This window comes from Acinetobacter sp. F-1, assembly GCF_022869025.1.
In the GTDB taxonomy this organism is placed as follows: domain Bacteria; phylum Pseudomonadota; class Gammaproteobacteria; order Pseudomonadales; family Moraxellaceae; genus Acinetobacter; species Acinetobacter pseudolwoffii.
This window is the reverse complement of the sequence record NZ_JAJKFX010000010.1, coordinates 17,092-33,604: the sequence shown is the minus strand read 5'-3', so window position 1 is coordinate 33,604 and position 16,513 is coordinate 17,092. Positions and strand designations below refer to the sequence as shown.

Sequence of the window (16,513 nt, the reverse complement as noted above, 5' to 3'; positions counted from 1 at the left end):
CTTCCTTGTGCCACAGATCAACTGGCGACATCCATGTCGCTAGTCAGAAATTCAATTTCGGTTAACAATCCCATCTCGTTATAGATATGAACAAAGCCCCAAATCAACATTTAATTAAAATCTAAAAGTTAGCCATTTCCCCTCATTTTCAAACTGAAACAATAAATCCCATGTTAAACTATTCAATGGTTTTAGCAGGGACTCATCTATGCACTTTGTTCATCTTGGTATTCATACAGAATTTTCGATTACTGAATCCATCGTACGGATACCTGACTTGGTCAAAGCTGCCGAAAAAGAACAGATGCCTGCCCTCGCGCTGACGGATCTGTCTAACCTGCATGCCGCAGTCAAGTTCTATGGCAAATGCTTAGGCAAAGGCATCAAGCCGATCCTCGGTTCTGAAATTCGCCTGAATGATGCCGAACATCGTATGACCTTATTGGCGATGACCAATAAAGGCTGGCGTAACCTGACTGAACTGGTGTCTGAAGGCTTTATCAGTGGTCAGCAATTAGACATTCCATGCGTACAAAAACAATGGATTTTAAACCAGTCCGAGGACATGATTGCCCTGCTCGGCATGCATTCCGATGTCGGCAAGATGCTGATGAGTTCAAATCCGCAAAAAGCGGAACCCTTGCTGGAAGAATGGGTTGAAAAATTCGGCAATCGCGTTTATATCGCCCTGACCCGCACCAACCGTCCGGATGAAGATGACTTTATTCTGGAAGCAGTGAAACTGGCCAAAAAATATAATATCGGTGTAGTGGCACATAACGACGTGCACTTCATGACCCGCAATGATTATGAAGCCCACGAAGCCCGGGTGTGTATCGCCGATGGTTATGTACTGGGGGATAACCGCCGCCCTAAAACCTATTCACCTGAACAATATTTTAAATCTGCTGAGGAAATGGCAGAGCTGTTCTCGGATATTCCCTCTGCGATTGAGAACACTTACCACATTGCCAAACGCTGTAATGTCACATTGCGACTGGGTCAATACTTTCTGCCGGATTATCCGATTCCTGAAGGTCATACCATTGATACTTTCTTTGCACACTTGTCCAAAGAAGGTCTGGAAGAACGTCTGAATTTCCTGTATCCACCTGAACAGCGTGATGAACACTGGCCAGAAGTTCGCAAGCCTTATGATGAGCGAATCGAGTACGAAATTAATATCATTAACTCGATGGGGTTTCCGGGCTACTTTCTGATCGTGATGGACTTTATTCAGTGGTCGAAAAGTAACGGCGTTCCAGTAGGCCCGGGGCGTGGTTCAGGTGCAGGCTCACTGGTGGCTTATAGCTTAAAAATCACCGATCTTGATCCGCTACGTTATGAATTACTCTTCGAACGTTTCTTGAACCCGGAACGTGTGTCGATGCCCGATTTCGACGTCGATTTCTGTATCGCAGGTCGTGACCGCGTGATTGACTATGTGGCGCGTACTTATGGGCGTGATGCAGTTTCGCAAATTGCCACCTTCGGTACCATGGCGGCCAAAGGTGCGATTCGTGATGTGGCGCGTGTCTTGGGTAAATCTTATGGTCTGGCCGATCGTATCTCGAAAATGATCCCGACCAAGCCTTTAGGCCTGAGTCTGCTGGAATCCTTAGAAGCCGAACCACAGCTTAAAGATATCGTCACCAATCCATCCAACCCAGATAATGATGATGCGGCTGAAATCTGGGAAATGGCACTAAAACTGGAAGGTATTACCCGAAATACCGGTAAACATGCCGGCGGTGTGGTCATCTCACCAACCAAAATTACCGATTTCTCTGCCGTCATGTGTGAGGCCGATGGTACTTCACGCGTGGCACAGTTCGATAAAGACGATGTTGAATCTGCTGGTCTGGTCAAGTTTGACTTCTTGGGTTTGCGTAACCTGACCGTAATTGAAGATGCAGTTAAAAATATTAATAAACGCATCAAATCTGACAAGCCTCTAGACATTGCCTATATCCCGCTTGAAGATAAAGACGCGTATCTGGTTTTTGCCAATGCCAACACCACCGCGGTATTCCAGTTTGAATCCGTGGGCATGAAGAAGATGCTGAAAGAGGCACGCCCAAGCAAATTTGAAGAAATTATTGCCTTCGTGTCGCTGTACCGTCCGGGCCCGATGGATCTGATTCCTGACTTTATCCACCGGATGCATGGAGGCGATTTTGAATATCTACATCCCTTGCTTGAAGGCGTACTAGAACCCACCTACGGGATTATGGTCTATCAGGAACAGGTCATGCAGGCTGCACAGTACTGTGCCGGCTACACCCTCGGTGGCGCAGACTTGTTACGTCGTGCCATGGGTAAGAAAAAACCGGAAGAGATGGTCAAACAGCGCCAGATCTTTATTGAAGGTGCATCGAAAAAAGACATTGATGAAGCCACTGCCAACCATATTTTCGACTATATGGAAAAGTTTGCCGGCTATGGCTTTAACAAATCACATGCTGCGGCCTATGCTTTGGTTGCCTATCAGACTGCATGGCTAAAAGCGCATTATCCGGCGGAATTCCTGTCTGCAGTGTTGACCTCGGAGATGCAGAACACCGACAACGTGGTGTTTCTGATCGATGACTGTCGCAAGAATAACCTGGAAGTTTTACCACCGTCAGTGAATATGTCGCTGTATCAGTTCCATGCCACGGATGAACAAACCATTGTCTATGGTCTGGGTGCGATTAAAGGTGTCGGTGAAGCTGCGATGCAATCAGTGATTGACGCGCGTACACAAGAAGGTCCTTTCCGTGACCTGTTTGATTTCTGTCATCGTATTGACCTGAAAAAAATCAATAAACGTACCCTGGAAGCATTGATTCGCTCCGGTGCGCTGGATTGTTTAGGCATTGATCGTGCCGACCTGATGGCACAACTGCCTGAAGCGGTGCAAGCTGCGGAACAGGCGCGCTCCAACCGTGAAACCGGCATCATGGATCTGTTTGGTGAAGTGGAAGAAGTTCAGCGCAAACCCTCTAAACCGGTCAAGCCATGGGCGGATGAAGTTCGCCTGAAAGGTGAAAAAGACACCCTCGGCCTGTACCTCACCGGCCACCCGATTGATGTCTATCGTAATGAACTGAAATCCTTTGTACCTAGTCAGATCAATGAGCTGACGCCGACCCGCCGTGGCGTGACCACCGTATTTGCAGGACTGGTGGTGGATATTGCCAATTTCCCGAACCGGATGATGATGACTCTGGATGATGGTACGGCGCGTATTGAAATTTCAGCCAATCATGAACGTTTTAACCGCTTTAAAGAGATTATCCAGCTGGATAAAGTTGTGGTGATTGAAGGTGAAATTTATGAGCGTGAAGGCTTTGACCGCCCAATGGGACGTCTCACTAAAGCCTTTAGCCTGAATGAAATTCGCCAGAAGCGTGCCAACAGCATTAAAATCACCTTAACTACTGAGCATTTCAGTAAAAGTCTGAGTCGTGACTTGCAGCAGATTTTGACACCATATACCAATATCGACATGTCAGCGCATATTCCGGTAATTCTGTATTTAGACTATCCTTATGCTACGACCGAACTTCATCTGGGTCTCAACTGGAAAGTGGCGCCACTGGATGAGTTATTGGCTAAATTGCGTGATTATTTTGGTAAAGAAGCATTGCATATTGAATATCAGGTCAAGTCCAAAGCCGCCAAAGCTGTTTCTTATGAACAGGCCAAACCGGTCAATGTTCCACCGCCACCTGCTGGCATGAGCATGGACGATGCGCTGGAACTGTATCAGGCTGAATCCCAGCCACAATATTCATAAATCCTGATCTTTAAAAAACCTTTAAATTGGAATCCTCATGAGTCAAATTGACAATGCTGCTGTTTCAGCACATCTCTCCCATGTGCGTATTGTCATGGTCAATACCACTTTACCTGCCAACATCGGCAGTGCTTTACGCGCCATGAAAACCATGGGCCTGTCCAAGTTGGTTCTGGTGGCGCCAAAAACCTATCCGCATCCGGATATTGATGCACTGGCCGCAGGCGCAACTGACCTGATCGAGCAGATCGAGATTGTAGAAACGCTCGAAGATGCCATTAAAGACTGTCAGATTGTATTCGGTACCAGCGCACGTAGCCGTACCATTCCCTGGCCGCTGTTAGATGTGCGCCCTGCTGCGACAAAAGCCATGAGCGCCGTGGTACAAGAGCAGCAAGAAGTTGCAATTCTATTTGGCCGTGAAGACCGCGGTCTGACCAATGAAGAACTGGCAATGGCCAACTATCACCTGACCATTCCAGTCAATACCGATTACGGCGTACTGAATGTGGCTCAAGCCATTCAGGTGATCTGCTATGAAATGCGCATGGCAGCCATGAGCCAGATTGAACAACCACGTGATGCTAAAGCAACCATGCAAGTCATTGATGGCATTGAAATGGAATGGGATGAGCCTTTGGTGAATCATGCGCAGATGGAACAGTTCTATCCGCATTTGGAAAAAATGCTGGCCGAAATTGAATTTATGGACCCAAAAAATCCAAGATTATTGCCTTTACGCTTGCGTCGTCTCTTTGGACGTATACAATTAGATCGTATGGAATATCATTTACTTCGTGGTATTTTCAGCCGCGTTCAGGCCTTAAATAACGGCACGTGGAAAAAATCTTCACATACATCATCACAGGACGAGGATCAAATCTAATGCTAAAACAGCTCAAAGAAGATATACAAGCTGTCTTTGCGCGCGATCCTGCAGCACGCAATACCTTAGAAGTCTTAACCACTTACCCTGGCATCCATGCGCTGATCATGCATCGCATGGCACATGAGCTATGGAACAAAGACTGTAAGGGAACTGCACGTGCATTGTCTTCATTTAGCCGTTTTGCGACTGGTATTGAAATACATCCGGGCGCCAAGATAGGCCGTCGTTTCTTTATTGATCACGGTATGGGTGTCGTAATTGGGGAAACTGCAGAAATTGGCGATGATGTTACCCTCTATCATGGGGTGACTTTGGGTGGAACGACCTGGAATAAAGGCAAACGCCATCCAACTTTAGAAGATGGCGTGGTGGTTGGCGCTGGTGCCAAGATTTTAGGGCCATTTACTGTCGGTAAAAATGCCAAGGTCGGTTCTAATGCGGTCGTGACTAAAGCAGTTCCTGAAAACACGACGGCTGTGGGTAACCCTGCACGCTTTATTACCAAAAATAAACCGAAGGATGATGCAGAAACCCGTCGTCGTGATTATGCAGAAAGTATCGGCTTCCAGCCCTATGCTGCAACTGAAGACCAGTCTGATCCAATTCTGGAGGGTATGCGCATTCTGCTGGACCGTATTCAGCAAAATGAAAAACGCATGAACAACTTGTGCAACCGTCTTTCTTTGCTGGATCCGACCTTTAATAAACAGCAACAAGATGGTCAGCCTTTAAGCAAAAAAGAATTACAGATTCTGGAAGAAGCGCGCCGTGAATGTGAAGCTCAAACCAGTCAGTCTAAAGCCTGAATAGAGCGTTCAATTCTGTAACATGCATTTACTTGCATGATCGTTAAAGTTTTCATAGACTGACGGTCATGTGATTTTTGTACTAGCTGTTTTAAAAAATAACACGAATGGATGAATATTATGACCTTTAAGCCCTTGGCACTTGCTTGTTTAGCATTCACAATGACTGCATGTTCGACCGTCTCTCAGAAGTCTGCTGAGAAACCTGTGGATCAAGTGGTTTTTGTAGAACCTGAATTAAGTCCGCCATTTTATGCATTAAATCCATTCAATTATAATGAACCACCTCCGTTTGAGGTGCATTTGCAAAAAGCTGCGGCTCAACCCGTGACCAAAATGGTCGTGACTCATCCAAATGATCCATCCAAGCAATTAACCTTGGATGTCAATAAACTGATTATTCCCATTGTAGACAGCAATACACGTTCAATGCGTTATGCGGCTCTGGCAAATACCAATGAAATCGACATCACCGAGATTGATGATTTCCTGCAAATGGTGGAAGGTAAAGCACGTCATTATCCACCACGTTTTAGCGATCGTCAGGAACGTCGTGGCTTTGAAGCCAAACTGCGTGAAGTCACTCAACAGCTGGATACTTTAGCTGCACGTGAAAATGCCTCTTTCGATGTTCTGGTACGTGCATTTAAAGCCAGTGTCATGGCACGTAATCTGGATCTGGGTTCAGTCTATACCACCAAATCCCTGACCTATGCACAACGAATTCTTAAGATCAACCAAGATGATCCTGAAGTGAACTTCTGGTTCGGCTTTGGCCTGTCCGAAGGTGGCGGTCAACGTGAAGCGATCCCTTATCTGGACAAAGCCATGAAAGCTGGCGTTCAGGAAGCCTATCTTGCTGCAGCCAATAATTATATTGCGCTGGAACAGAAAAAAAATGCGGCTCAAACCTTGGCAAACTATAAAGTGAAATACCCGCAAGAAGCTGAAGTGGCAGACCGTCTGATTCAGGAAATTGAGAAACAAGGTCGCTGGAATGTTTGGCAAGTTCTGCAAACCGCAAATCAAGCTCCAGTTGCTGCAACCCCTAAAACGCCATAATCAGAATTTATCTTCTTTCTCTGATTACAAATAGACTGCTACGGCGGTCTATTTTTATGAGAAAAAATTAGTAAAATACAAACCATTATCCAAACTTACAACTTAAATTCAGTGAAAGGTTTTATGCACGAAAAAATAAATAAAAGATTAATACTGTGCACTTTAGTCATCACCAGCGTGCTGAGCGGCTGTCAGGTGGTCAGTGTTAAGGAACAGGCACTTAATGTCACACTCAGCAATGAGCGTGACAGTATTTTGACGCGCGACAAACTGAGCGAAGCCAGTCTAAATGTGTTGTCCATGACGGGGCGTGAAGCCCAGATCTGTATTGACCAGCCCGAAGAATGTGTAAAGGATCTTAAAAAGATTCCCCAGATTTTAGATGAACAATTACTTTCTACAGCAAGTGAGTTGTATCTCGCCAATTCTTTACAGAATGCCAAGTCAGCCGAGTGCAACACCAGTGTTTTGAGCAAGACCCAATCTCAGGAAAAGCAACAGCTGCAAAAACAGAATATCCAGAAATGTCTGGATCAGCAGCTCAGCATGCTGGATAAAAGCATTCGTTATAGTTATGCCTACCTGTTTAAAACCGAGCGTGCCCCGCAAGACCGTATTTTCGACAACCGTCAGGTTCAGATTCGTGATTTTTATAACCTGGCGATTGCTCATCTGATTCAACGCTATGCTGAACGTTATGAAACCAAGCGTTCCGGCCAACGGATTCAGGTGGGTAACAGTGTGTATAGCATTGATCTGGAAAATTTTCCGCAGCTGAAAAACCAGCCCATTGAGCAACTATTATCCACCTACAACATGAACTTCTCTGGGCTTCGTTCAATTACCCGTCGTGACGGTTTTGGTTCAGAGTTTTTAGTGGTTCTACCGGAGCAGCAACCATCCGAAAAAGATAAAAAATATGTTACTGACCCACTCAATCACAAATATCCGAATGGTATCAATCCCAATATCCACGCAGCACGATATCTGGCCACCACGATCACCGCTGTACCTAAATCAGCCAATAGTACTGAACAGATTTTATCGACCTCCGAATTTCATCTGAAACTCTATGATCCCTATAAATATGAAAAAATTAAGGTCGCTTCTAAGGAATATGCTCTGGCAGCCAATTTTTCAGCACCTTATGGTTTATGGCTGGCCGAGAACAATCTGGGGCGTCTGGCCTATCTGACCCTGATTGATCGGGATGATAGTCTGAGCATGCCCCACCTGTATATGCTGGAACCTTATAATCCGAACAAGAAGATCCTGGTATTGGTCCATGGTCTGGCCAGCAGCCCCGAAGCCTGGATTCGTATGACCAACGATATTATGGGGGATCCGGTTCTAAGAGAAAACTTTCAGGTCTGGCAGGTGTTTTATTCTACCAACATGCCGATTCTGGAAAGCCGTTTTCAAATCAATGCACTGGTTCAGCAAGGATTTGCCCAGGTCGCGAACAATGCCGCAGCTAAAAAAGATGCAGTACTGGTCGGACATAGTATGGGCGGCGTGATTGCCCGTTTGATGGTCAGCAATGCCGATATCAGCCAAGATGCTTTTAAACTGGTACAAAATACCCGTATTGAACAGTTTAAGGATAAACCGCTGTTTCAAGCACGCCTGCAAATGCAGCCGATTCCAAATTTTAGCCGGGCGATTTTCTTGGCCACACCGCATCGTGGCACAGAATATGCCAATCGCTGGCATACCAAACTGGCGCGTAAAATTATCCGGGTTCCAGGTGCATTTTTAGGTGCCTTTGCTGATACTTTACAAGGCGAAATCGGATTAAAAGAATTTGTCAAAGAACTGGGACATGACCTGATTCAAAATGGCCCGAGTGATTTGAGTGAAAATTCGAAATTCAATGCGCTGACTAAAAACATTCAGCCCTATACCGGCTTCAAATTTCACTCCATCATCGGTAATACCGTAGATACTACAGAACCTCAGCTGATGAGTGATGGCATTGTTTCCTACGAAAGTGCTTATTTGCAAGGTGCAGTATCCAGTAAAGTGATCAAGGGTGGCCATTCCATTCAGGAAACCCCTGAGGCCGTACTGGAATTGCGCCGGATTCTCAGATTACACCTGTCTGACCTGGGTCTTTATGATCCCGAATAAACAATTCCCTTAATTTAAATCAACCACTGCATGTTCACATCCAGTGGTTGATTTAAAATTGGAAATCATGCTGAATAAAAACTCAGACCGACAGATCTGTCGCATGACTTAAATATTCATCTGGAATTTCATTTCTTTCTAAAAATTAAATTTGATAGACTTGTGTCAATCTTGATTTAAAGCACCCTAAGATAAGCGACCTCATTCACTATGCTCCTGAGCAGATCCTCGATAAAATATTTTTATAGATCTGTTTAGATATGCTTTAAATTTTTTTGCATACGCTGCTTATCAGTATTTGCATTTCTCTCTTGTTGAAAGGATTTATTTTTAATGACCAGTTCGGAAATTATGGCTGATCTTTCTACCTTAACGCCCATGATGCAGCAATACATGTCGGTGAAAGTGCAGCATCCACACTCATTGATGTTTTATCGTATGGGTGATTTTTATGAACTGTTCTTTGAAGATGCACACAAGGCAGCCAAAATTTTAGGCATTACCCTGACCCATCGCGGTAAAGCCAATGGTCAGCCGATCCCGATGGCAGGTGTGCCTTACCATGCAGCCGAAGGCTATCTGGCCCGTCTGGTCAAAAAAGGCGAAACAGTGGTGATCTGTGAGCAGATTGGTGAGGGCGAGAGCACAAGCACTCGCGGTAAGGCTCCCATGGAGCGCGGCGTGGTAAGGATTATCACCCCGGGCACCCTGACCGATGATGCCATGCTCGGTGCACATCAAAGCTCTAATCTGGTGGCTTTATGTATTCAGCAAAATCAGATCGGGATTGCACTGCTCGATCTCAGTGCCGGCTTATTTAAAGTACAGCAGCAGGATTATGATCTTAACCAGCTCATGATTGAACTGGCGCGCTTAATGCCAAGCGAAATTTTGCTGGATGAAAATACCGCTGATCCGATGCTGACCGAGCAACTCAAGCAGCAACTTGATATTTCCGTGACGAAGCGTCCCAATGTGGACTTTAGCCTGAACAATGCACAAAAAACCTTGTGCGACCAGTTTGCCGTCAGCACACTTTCCGGTTTCGGGATTGATCATTTGCCGTTGGCAAAAGCTGCCGCTGCGGCACTGATTCACTATGCTAAAGAAACCCAGAAAACCGCTTTACCACATATTCGTTCGATTCAGCTAGAACAGAGTTCCGACTTTATTGCCCTAGATCCAGTGACGCGTCGCAATCTGGAACTGATTGAGCCTTTATTTGAGCATGGTACTTCACTGTTTCAGTTAATTAATGATTGCCAGACGGCTATGGGTGGACGCTTGCTGAGTCGCACCCTGATGCAGCCTTTGCGTGACACTGCCTTGCTGGATGAACGTTTAGATGCCATCCAGGCCCTGCTACAAGGTTTCCATGAAGTACCTGTACGTTTGGTACTTAAGGAAATTAGCGATATTGAACGTGTCCTGAGCCGAATTGCTTTGGGCAGTGCCCGACCGCGGGATCTGGTACAACTACGTCAGGCCTGTGCGCAAATTCCATTTTTACGCCATGCCCTACAGCCGATTGTCAGTCAACAACAGTCTGAGCTATTAATCCAGCTAAATGAAGAACTCGGAGATTTCCATGGCCTGCATCAACGCTTGATGTCTGCCATCGTAGAAAATCCGCCGGTATTGCTGCGTGATGGAAATGTGATTGCCGAAGGCTTTGATAGTGAACTGGATGAATTACGTCAGATTCGTGATCACGCCAGCCAGTTCCTGATTGATCTGGAAATTAAAGAACGTGAAGCCAGCGGAATTCCGGGACTGAAAATTGGTTATAACCGAGTGAGTGGTTATTATATTGAACTCTCACGTGCTCAGGCCGAACAGGCACCCGAGCACTATATCCGCCGTCAGACTCTGAAAAATGCTGAACGCTATATCACACCTGAACTGAAAGCCTTTGAAGATAAGGTTTTATCCAGTGAATCCCGTGCTCTGGCGCGTGAAAAAATGCTGTTTGAAATGCTGCTGGATGAATTACGTCAGGATATCGGCAATTTACAGATGATGAGCAGTGCCATTGCCCAGATTGATCTGGTGGCAAACTTTGCCCATCAGGCACGTTTACGCAACTGGTCACGGCCAAAATTCAGCCCTGAAGTCGGTGTAAGTATCACTGCTGGCCGTCATCCGGTGGTGGAAGCTTTAAGCAAAACTGCTTTTACACCGAACGATACGCGACTGGACTTTTCCCATCGCATGGCGATTATTACCGGACCCAATATGGGCGGTAAATCGACCTTTATGCGCCAGACCGCATTGATCGTCTTGCTGGCGTATTGCGGGGCTTATGTTCCTGCACAAGCTGCGACTTTAGGGCCTATTGACCGGGTTTTCACCCGTATTGGTTCTGCCGATGATTTATCAACTGGCAAATCGACCTTTATGGTGGAAATGACCGAGACTTCGCAAATTCTGCATCATGCCACCAGTCAGTCGCTGGTACTGATGGATGAAGTCGGTCGTGGCACCAGTACCTATGATGGCCTGTCTCTGGCCTGGGCCTGTGTGCTGGATCTGAGCAAACGCATTCAATGCCTGTGTCTATTCGCAACCCATTATTTTGAGCTGACCGAACTCGATAAAGAAAGCGGCATTGATAACTACCATGTCACGGCTAAAGAACTGAATGGCAATCTGATTTTGTTACATAAGGTACAACATGGCCCTGCCAGCCAGAGTCATGGCTTACAGGTGGCGAAACTTGCCGGTATTCCGGCATCAGTCATTAAAGAAGCACAAAACCGCTTAAAGATTCTGGAAAAGCAACAACTGGTCAAACCAAAGAGTCTACAACATGATCTATTTGCACTGCCGGAAATTGTAGAGCCAGTGGAACGTATTGTCGAAATTGAGAAAGAATCTCCAGCTCTCGAATTACTTGAGGACATCGATGTAGACAACCTGAGTCCACGCGAAGCCTTAGCACAATTATATGCACTAAAAGATTTACTCAAACAGCCGGGGTAATTCTCTGAGCCATAGACCTCATCCCGTATGGGGTCTAGCACTGATTTATACTTGAATTTAGCCCTATTCCGGCTTTTTTCAAATTTAACAGCCCTATATATAACAAATATCAATAAAAGGAATTGTTAGTTCCCCCTGTTTTTGCCTAAAATACAGTATTCGTAAATAGAACCATATTTTTTAGGTAGCTGTCGCCATGACCTTCGTTGTCACTGAAAATTGTATTAAATGTAAATATCAAGACTGTGTTGAAGTTTGCCCTGTAGACTGTTTCTATGAAGGTCCTAACTTCCTGGTGATTAACCCGGACGAGTGCATCGATTGTGCCTTATGCGAACCTGAATGTCCGGCGAATGCAATTTTCTCTGAAGATGAATTACCAGAAGGCCAAGAAGTATTTATTGAATTGAATGCTGACCTGTCGCAAAAATGGCCAAATATCACACAAATTGGTGACCAGCCAGCAGATCGTGAAGAATGGAATGGTAAAGCTGACAAATTACAATATCTTGAAAAGTAATTAATTTCAGTTAAAAAAGATCAGCACATGCTGATCTTTTTTATACTCAATCCACACATTTTATTGCAATATTCTCCAAATTTCTCCGTATATTTAGTCTAAAATGGCGCTATTTATAAATATCTGATTTCTATAAATGAAGAATTTTGCAAAGGGATTATTGAGTCTGTGTGTAATCCCTCTCGTTTTTGTGGGTTGTACCACGACCACAAAACCACCGGGACAGACCGTGCCCGATGGAAAGCGGATTTATATTCCCCAAGAACGTGTTCAATACGACCGCAAAGTCCAACCCAAAACTGTACCTTATCTGTATACCCACTGGGTCTCTGCGCTGGATAATTTATCACGTGTACGTGAGTACGAAGTGTTTCTGGAACGCAATGGCGTAGGTAATATTATTCCCAGTTTTGAATTAATGCGCACCGCGCGAGACTGGGCCAAATGTGGTCGTTCACAGTACATGATTCCAAGCCGTGAATTATGGGCCAATCAGGTTCCAACCTTGCGTGTATTTAAATATTTAGTAGCCGCCAATGTCCTGACTGATTTTGAAGTCACTTCCGTCTATCGTGACCTGCCTTTAAACCAGTGTGCCGGTGGTGCCAATTCTTCACGCCATCTGTATAATTCTGCCATCGATTTTCGTATTGGCCCAGAATATCCACAAGCGCAAGACTATAGTTATATTGAAAATACCAAGTTCAAACTGTGCCAGTTCTGGGCGCAACATGGTCAAAGTCTGAATATGGGACTCGGCATGTATGCTTCTGGTCAGATCCACATCGATACCCAAGGTTACCGTACCTGGGGGCCAAGTCTGGGGCGAAACTCCTCAATGTGTAATTACTAAGTCATGACAACGGCTATACAAAGTTCATTTAGGACTTTATGTAGCCTAAAAAAACAGCAGCTATAGCACAATAAATTGCGCTATGCCGCGAAAAGTTTAAAATGCACCCATCGCAATTGATGGTGCTAAAACTATGCAACACATGTGGACAGACATTGACAACTACATTGAGTCACATTTAATTCCTGAAGATCCCATCCTGAATCAGACTCTGGAAAATACTGCTGCGCATGGTCTGCCAGATCATCTGGCTGTAGCAGCAAATCAAGGCATGTTGTTGCAGATGCTGATCCAGATGAATCAATGTAAACGTGTACTGGAACTCGGAACATTTGCCGCATACAGCACCATGTGGTTGGCACGTGCTTTGCCCGATGATGGCTATATCCTGACAATTGAAGGACGTGATACCCACGCGGCAATGGGTCAGGAAAATATTGACCGTGCCCAGCTCAAGCAAACTGTTGAACTGAAATGTGGTCGTGCAGCAGATGTACTCAAAGCTCTACCCGCAGAGACCGAGGCTTTTGATTTTATCTTCATTGATGCAGACAAACAGAGTTATCCGGAATATCTGGAACTCAGTTTAAATCTGTCGCATTCAGGTACACTTATTTTTCTGGACAATGTAATCCGTGCAGGCGAGATTATCAATCCGGACAATCACAAGCCAAGTATTGAAGGCATCCGTGCCATGTTTAAAGCGCTGCAAAATCATCCACGTATCTTGTCTTGTACCGCTTTACAGACTGTAGGCAGTAAAGGACATGATGGTTTTGCACTTGCGATTGTCAAATAAAATCAGAAGAACAAAAATTACCCAGCGCCATATTTACCATATATAACATTAACTTAAAAACATTAACCACAGAGTTATCCACAATATATGAGGATAACTCTGATCATTTTTAAATCAAGCTGTAACAATTTACGTTTAAATTTTAATTTTGTTTGCTTTTTAGGCAATCCTCACTTTGCGACCAGTAAAGGCACCTTGGAATTACGGAAAATTGTGGTGGCAATACTACCGAGGAAAAACTGATGGATTTTGCTGTGACTAAATGCGCCCAGAACAATCAGTTGAATACCCATCTCCTGTTGATAGGTCAAAATATTCTCGGCGACATCGCCATAGCGATATTGCGGCACTACATCTAGACCCGCTTGAGTCAGATATTGCAGCGGCTCAGTTAAAATTTCGGCATGATCGCCAATATATAACAGGTGACATTGTAATAAACGCAGCAGATCACTTTCCGCAATCCGTCTCATCATTTTGATACAGGTCGGAGAATATTCATAGGCAAAAATAAATCGTGTTGGCGGTTTAAACTGCTCCCCAACGGTCATGACCGTACAATTGGCACCACGAATAAAATTCTCGACATTGGTGCCGATCGGTTTATTCTTTTCAGCTGAGCGCTCACCGAGCAATCCAATTAATGCGATATCATCCGGCTCAAGAATCTGGAAACTTTGCTCCAGAAAATCCCCTTTTTCCTGAATATGTGTGGTTTGAATACCATGTTCGGCTAAAATCCGCTCGGAAATATGTTGCAGCAGATTATTGCTATAATCCAAGGCAATTTCGCTTTGTTTTTGTTCAAGCTCGGCCAATTCCTTCAGCAACATGGCATTGCTTTCAAACCCGATTACCCCACTGATTTCGCCCAGATGATAACTGGCCGGGTAATAATCCAAGACCTGTAACAAAACCAGTTCACGTCCAGTCTGTTTGGCAATCCATGCAGCCGCGTCTGCCAGCGCGTTTATACATGGTGAAGAGTCGATGCAGGCGATGACACGTTTCATGTTTAGCCTCTCTATTTATGATAAAAATTTCTTTGTTATTTTTAACTTAGCATAAGCTTTATAAAATGTGCAGCAAAATCTGTAAGGCTTGAATTGAAATATGTTAACTTTTATATGATTGACCGATAATTAGAAGAATAATTCAGCCATTAGGCCAAACACTTAAATTCAGATCATTAAAATGCGTTTAAAATCATTTTCTAATTTATACCAGCGAAATTCCCTCTTGCTGTTAGGAAGTCAGCAATACTGTTGCATAAGGAAGAGGTCTTTATAAAATCCGCTCATGCCCTTGCGAAGCACTGCTTCTCATCCGAAAGGAAGAAAGGGCTTTTAATATCTCGTGGATTTAAATATCAATAGAACCATCATTTTCTGATTGATGAAAGAGATCTACCGAGTGTAAAGCTTTATTTGCGGTATCGAATAAAGCTTGCAGGATTCCCAGCAACGATAGCCCGTGCTTCGACATCTTTGGTGACCATACTGTCCATTCCGACAATGGCCTGATCTGCGATTTTAACGCCATCTTTAATACCGACATGTGCGCCGAGCCAGACATCCCGGCCAATTTCGATGCCTTGTGAGCGTACCGCCTGCTGATAAATTGGCTGTTCTAGCTGCATACCATGATCAAATGCATACAGATGACAATACGCTGCGATACGCACCTGATCATGCAGTTTAATCCCCACCCGGCCACCATCCAGAATACAGTGATGATTGATCGCCACTTCATTGCCAATATCCAGGGGGCCATGCAGGGTGCAATCTGCGGCGATAAAGGTATTATCGCCAATGACGATCTTGCGTCCCGGTTCCGCAAAAATATGTGCCAGTGGCGAAATGAAACAGTTTTCACCAATCTCGACGGTTTCCATTTCCATCAGATAAGCCTGATATTCTTTTTGCCAAGCTTCTGCCCAGCCACGGTTTTTCGCCTTTAAGGACCAGTATAGCCAAGGCATATAGTTCAGGCGATGTTTATGCTGCTCACGATATTTCAGTAATGGATCTGCTTCAGTCATCTGTTGCTTCTTCTATGATTTTGAGCTGTTCACGGCCACGAGTCACATCCTGAATTTTTAAAGCAAAAGCTTCAATCTGATGCTTCTGCAACTGCGCCTGAACCTGAACGCCTTCGGCACTATAGTCTTCCTGATAATCGATTTGCTGCTGATTCAGTTCATACTGAAAAATGGCCCATTCATTAAACTGACAGAAAAATTGCACTTTTTTCTTTTCAATCAGTTCAATTTTGTCTGCCAGCAGCAAGCATTGTCCAGCGCAGCCGCCATAGGCACGAACCAAACCTCCGGTGCCGAGTTTAATCCCGCCATACCAGCGATTGACCAGCACCAGTACATTAGTCAATTCATTACCTTCAATGGTGGCGAGAATCGGGCGCCCCGCAGTGCCTGAAGGTTCACCATCATCATTAAAGCGCACCTGATGGCCAATTTTCCAGGCCCAGCATTGATGTGTGGTACTTGGATCACGATAAGCGTCCAGAAAATCTTTGACCTGCTGTTCATTTTCTACAGGGGTCGCAAATGCCTGAAATCGGCTTTTTTTGATGTCTTCCTCAAAACTGACCAGGCTGGCAAGCGTATATGGCATAACTTCAGGCTTTAAAATAGAACCCTGGCAGTATACCTGCTTTGTCCAGACAAATAAA

The 16,513-nt window shown here is 44.8% G+C and carries 12 protein-coding genes; 9 read left to right on the top strand and 3 right to left on the bottom strand.

Annotated elements, in window-relative coordinates; translation table 11 throughout:
• Window positions 1-208 precede the first annotated feature (208 nt).
• The 9 genes from dnaE (at window position 209) to LOZ91_RS10200 (ending at window position 13,822) form a co-directional block, all read left to right on the top strand.
• Entirely contained in the window at window positions 209-3,781 is a 3,573-nt protein-coding gene (gene dnaE, locus LOZ91_RS10240) for a DNA polymerase III subunit alpha (protein WP_244783133.1), read from the top strand.
• A 37-nt stretch (window positions 3,782-3,818) separates the two neighbouring features.
• Window positions 3,819-4,667, top strand: a complete 849-nt coding sequence (locus tag LOZ91_RS10235) for an RNA methyltransferase (protein ID WP_005096685.1) — start codon at window positions 3,819-3,821, stop codon at window positions 4,665-4,667.
• A complete protein-coding gene (cysE, locus tag LOZ91_RS10230; RefSeq protein ID WP_005096684.1) occupies window positions 4,667-5,476 on the top strand; it encodes a serine O-acetyltransferase in 810 nt (269 codons plus the stop codon). Before LOZ91_RS10235 ends, cysE begins: the two co-directional genes overlap by 1 nt.
• 120 nt (window positions 5,477-5,596) lie before the next feature.
• A complete protein-coding gene (locus LOZ91_RS10225) occupies window positions 5,597-6,538 on the top strand; it encodes a hypothetical protein (protein ID WP_159515868.1) in 942 nt (313 codons plus the stop codon).
• 123 nt (window positions 6,539-6,661) lie between these two features.
• Entirely contained in the window at window positions 6,662-8,668 is a 2,007-nt protein-coding gene (locus tag LOZ91_RS10220; protein WP_180039816.1) for an alpha/beta fold hydrolase, read from the top strand.
• A gap of 333 nt (window positions 8,669-9,001) precedes the next feature.
• Window positions 9,002-11,650: a DNA mismatch repair protein MutS gene (mutS, locus tag LOZ91_RS10215; RefSeq protein ID WP_244783132.1), complete on the top strand. Its 2,649-nt coding sequence runs from the start codon at window positions 9,002-9,004 to the stop codon at window positions 11,648-11,650.
• Window positions 11,651-11,846: 196 nt separating this feature from the next.
• On the top strand, window positions 11,847-12,170 hold the full coding sequence (gene fdxA, locus LOZ91_RS10210; RefSeq protein WP_004279936.1) for a ferredoxin FdxA: 324 nt from the start codon (window positions 11,847-11,849) through the stop codon (window positions 12,168-12,170).
• A gap of 136 nt (window positions 12,171-12,306) precedes the next feature.
• Window positions 12,307-13,023, top strand: coding sequence for a D-Ala-D-Ala carboxypeptidase family metallohydrolase (locus LOZ91_RS10205; RefSeq protein ID WP_074382876.1), 717 nt, complete (start codon window positions 12,307-12,309; stop codon window positions 13,021-13,023).
• Between the two features lie 133 nt (window positions 13,024-13,156).
• Window positions 13,157-13,822 (top strand): O-methyltransferase, encoded by a 666-nt coding sequence (locus LOZ91_RS10200; protein WP_005096677.1) that lies wholly within the window; start codon window positions 13,157-13,159, stop codon window positions 13,820-13,822.
• Between the two features lie 170 nt (window positions 13,823-13,992).
• On the opposite strand, the gene LOZ91_RS10195 is transcribed toward LOZ91_RS10200, so the two are convergent.
• From LOZ91_RS10195 to LOZ91_RS10185, 3 genes are all read right to left on the bottom strand, one after another.
• Window positions 13,993-14,835, bottom strand: coding sequence for a universal stress protein (locus tag LOZ91_RS10195; RefSeq protein ID WP_005171275.1), 843 nt, complete (start codon window positions 14,833-14,835; stop codon window positions 13,993-13,995).
• 410 nt (window positions 14,836-15,245) lie between these two features.
• Window positions 15,246-15,863, bottom strand: coding sequence for an acyltransferase (locus LOZ91_RS10190; protein WP_100357110.1), 618 nt, complete (start codon window positions 15,861-15,863; stop codon window positions 15,246-15,248).
• Window positions 15,856-16,455 (bottom strand): YigZ family protein, encoded by a 600-nt coding sequence (locus LOZ91_RS10185; protein ID WP_159515872.1) that lies wholly within the window; start codon window positions 16,453-16,455, stop codon window positions 15,856-15,858. The genes LOZ91_RS10190 and LOZ91_RS10185 overlap by 8 nt, the downstream gene beginning before the upstream one ends.
• Between the last annotated feature and the right edge of the window lie 58 nt (window positions 16,456-16,513).

What these genes read in the sequence shown, in the direction of transcription:
- dnaE (WP_244783133.1), top strand. Translation starts at nt 209, where the DNA reads ATGCACTTTGTTCATCTTGGTATTCATACAGAATTTTCGATTACTGAA.
- LOZ91_RS10235 (WP_005096685.1), top strand. Translation starts at nt 3,819, where the DNA reads ATGAGTCAAATTGACAATGCTGCTGTTTCAGCACATCTCTCCCATGTG.
- cysE (WP_005096684.1), top strand. Translation starts at nt 4,667, where the DNA reads ATGCTAAAACAGCTCAAAGAAGATATACAAGCTGTCTTTGCGCGCGAT.
- LOZ91_RS10225 (WP_159515868.1), top strand. Translation starts at nt 5,597, where the DNA reads ATGACCTTTAAGCCCTTGGCACTTGCTTGTTTAGCATTCACAATGACT.
- LOZ91_RS10220 (WP_180039816.1), top strand. Translation starts at nt 6,662, where the DNA reads ATGCACGAAAAAATAAATAAAAGATTAATACTGTGCACTTTAGTCATC.
- mutS (WP_244783132.1), top strand. Translation starts at nt 9,002, where the DNA reads ATGACCAGTTCGGAAATTATGGCTGATCTTTCTACCTTAACGCCCATG.
- fdxA (WP_004279936.1), top strand. Translation starts at nt 11,847, where the DNA reads ATGACCTTCGTTGTCACTGAAAATTGTATTAAATGTAAATATCAAGAC.
- LOZ91_RS10205 (WP_074382876.1), top strand. Translation starts at nt 12,307, where the DNA reads ATGAAGAATTTTGCAAAGGGATTATTGAGTCTGTGTGTAATCCCTCTC.
- LOZ91_RS10200 (WP_005096677.1), top strand. Translation starts at nt 13,157, where the DNA reads ATGCAACACATGTGGACAGACATTGACAACTACATTGAGTCACATTTA.
- LOZ91_RS10195 (WP_005171275.1), bottom strand. Translation starts at nt 14,835, where the DNA reads ATGAAACGTGTCATCGCCTGCATCGACTCTTCACCATGTATAAACGCG.
- LOZ91_RS10190 (WP_100357110.1), bottom strand. Translation starts at nt 15,863, where the DNA reads ATGACTGAAGCAGATCCATTACTGAAATATCGTGAGCAGCATAAACAT.
- LOZ91_RS10185 (WP_159515872.1), bottom strand. Translation starts at nt 16,455, where the DNA reads ATGCCATATACGCTTGCCAGCCTGGTCAGTTTTGAGGAAGACATCAAA.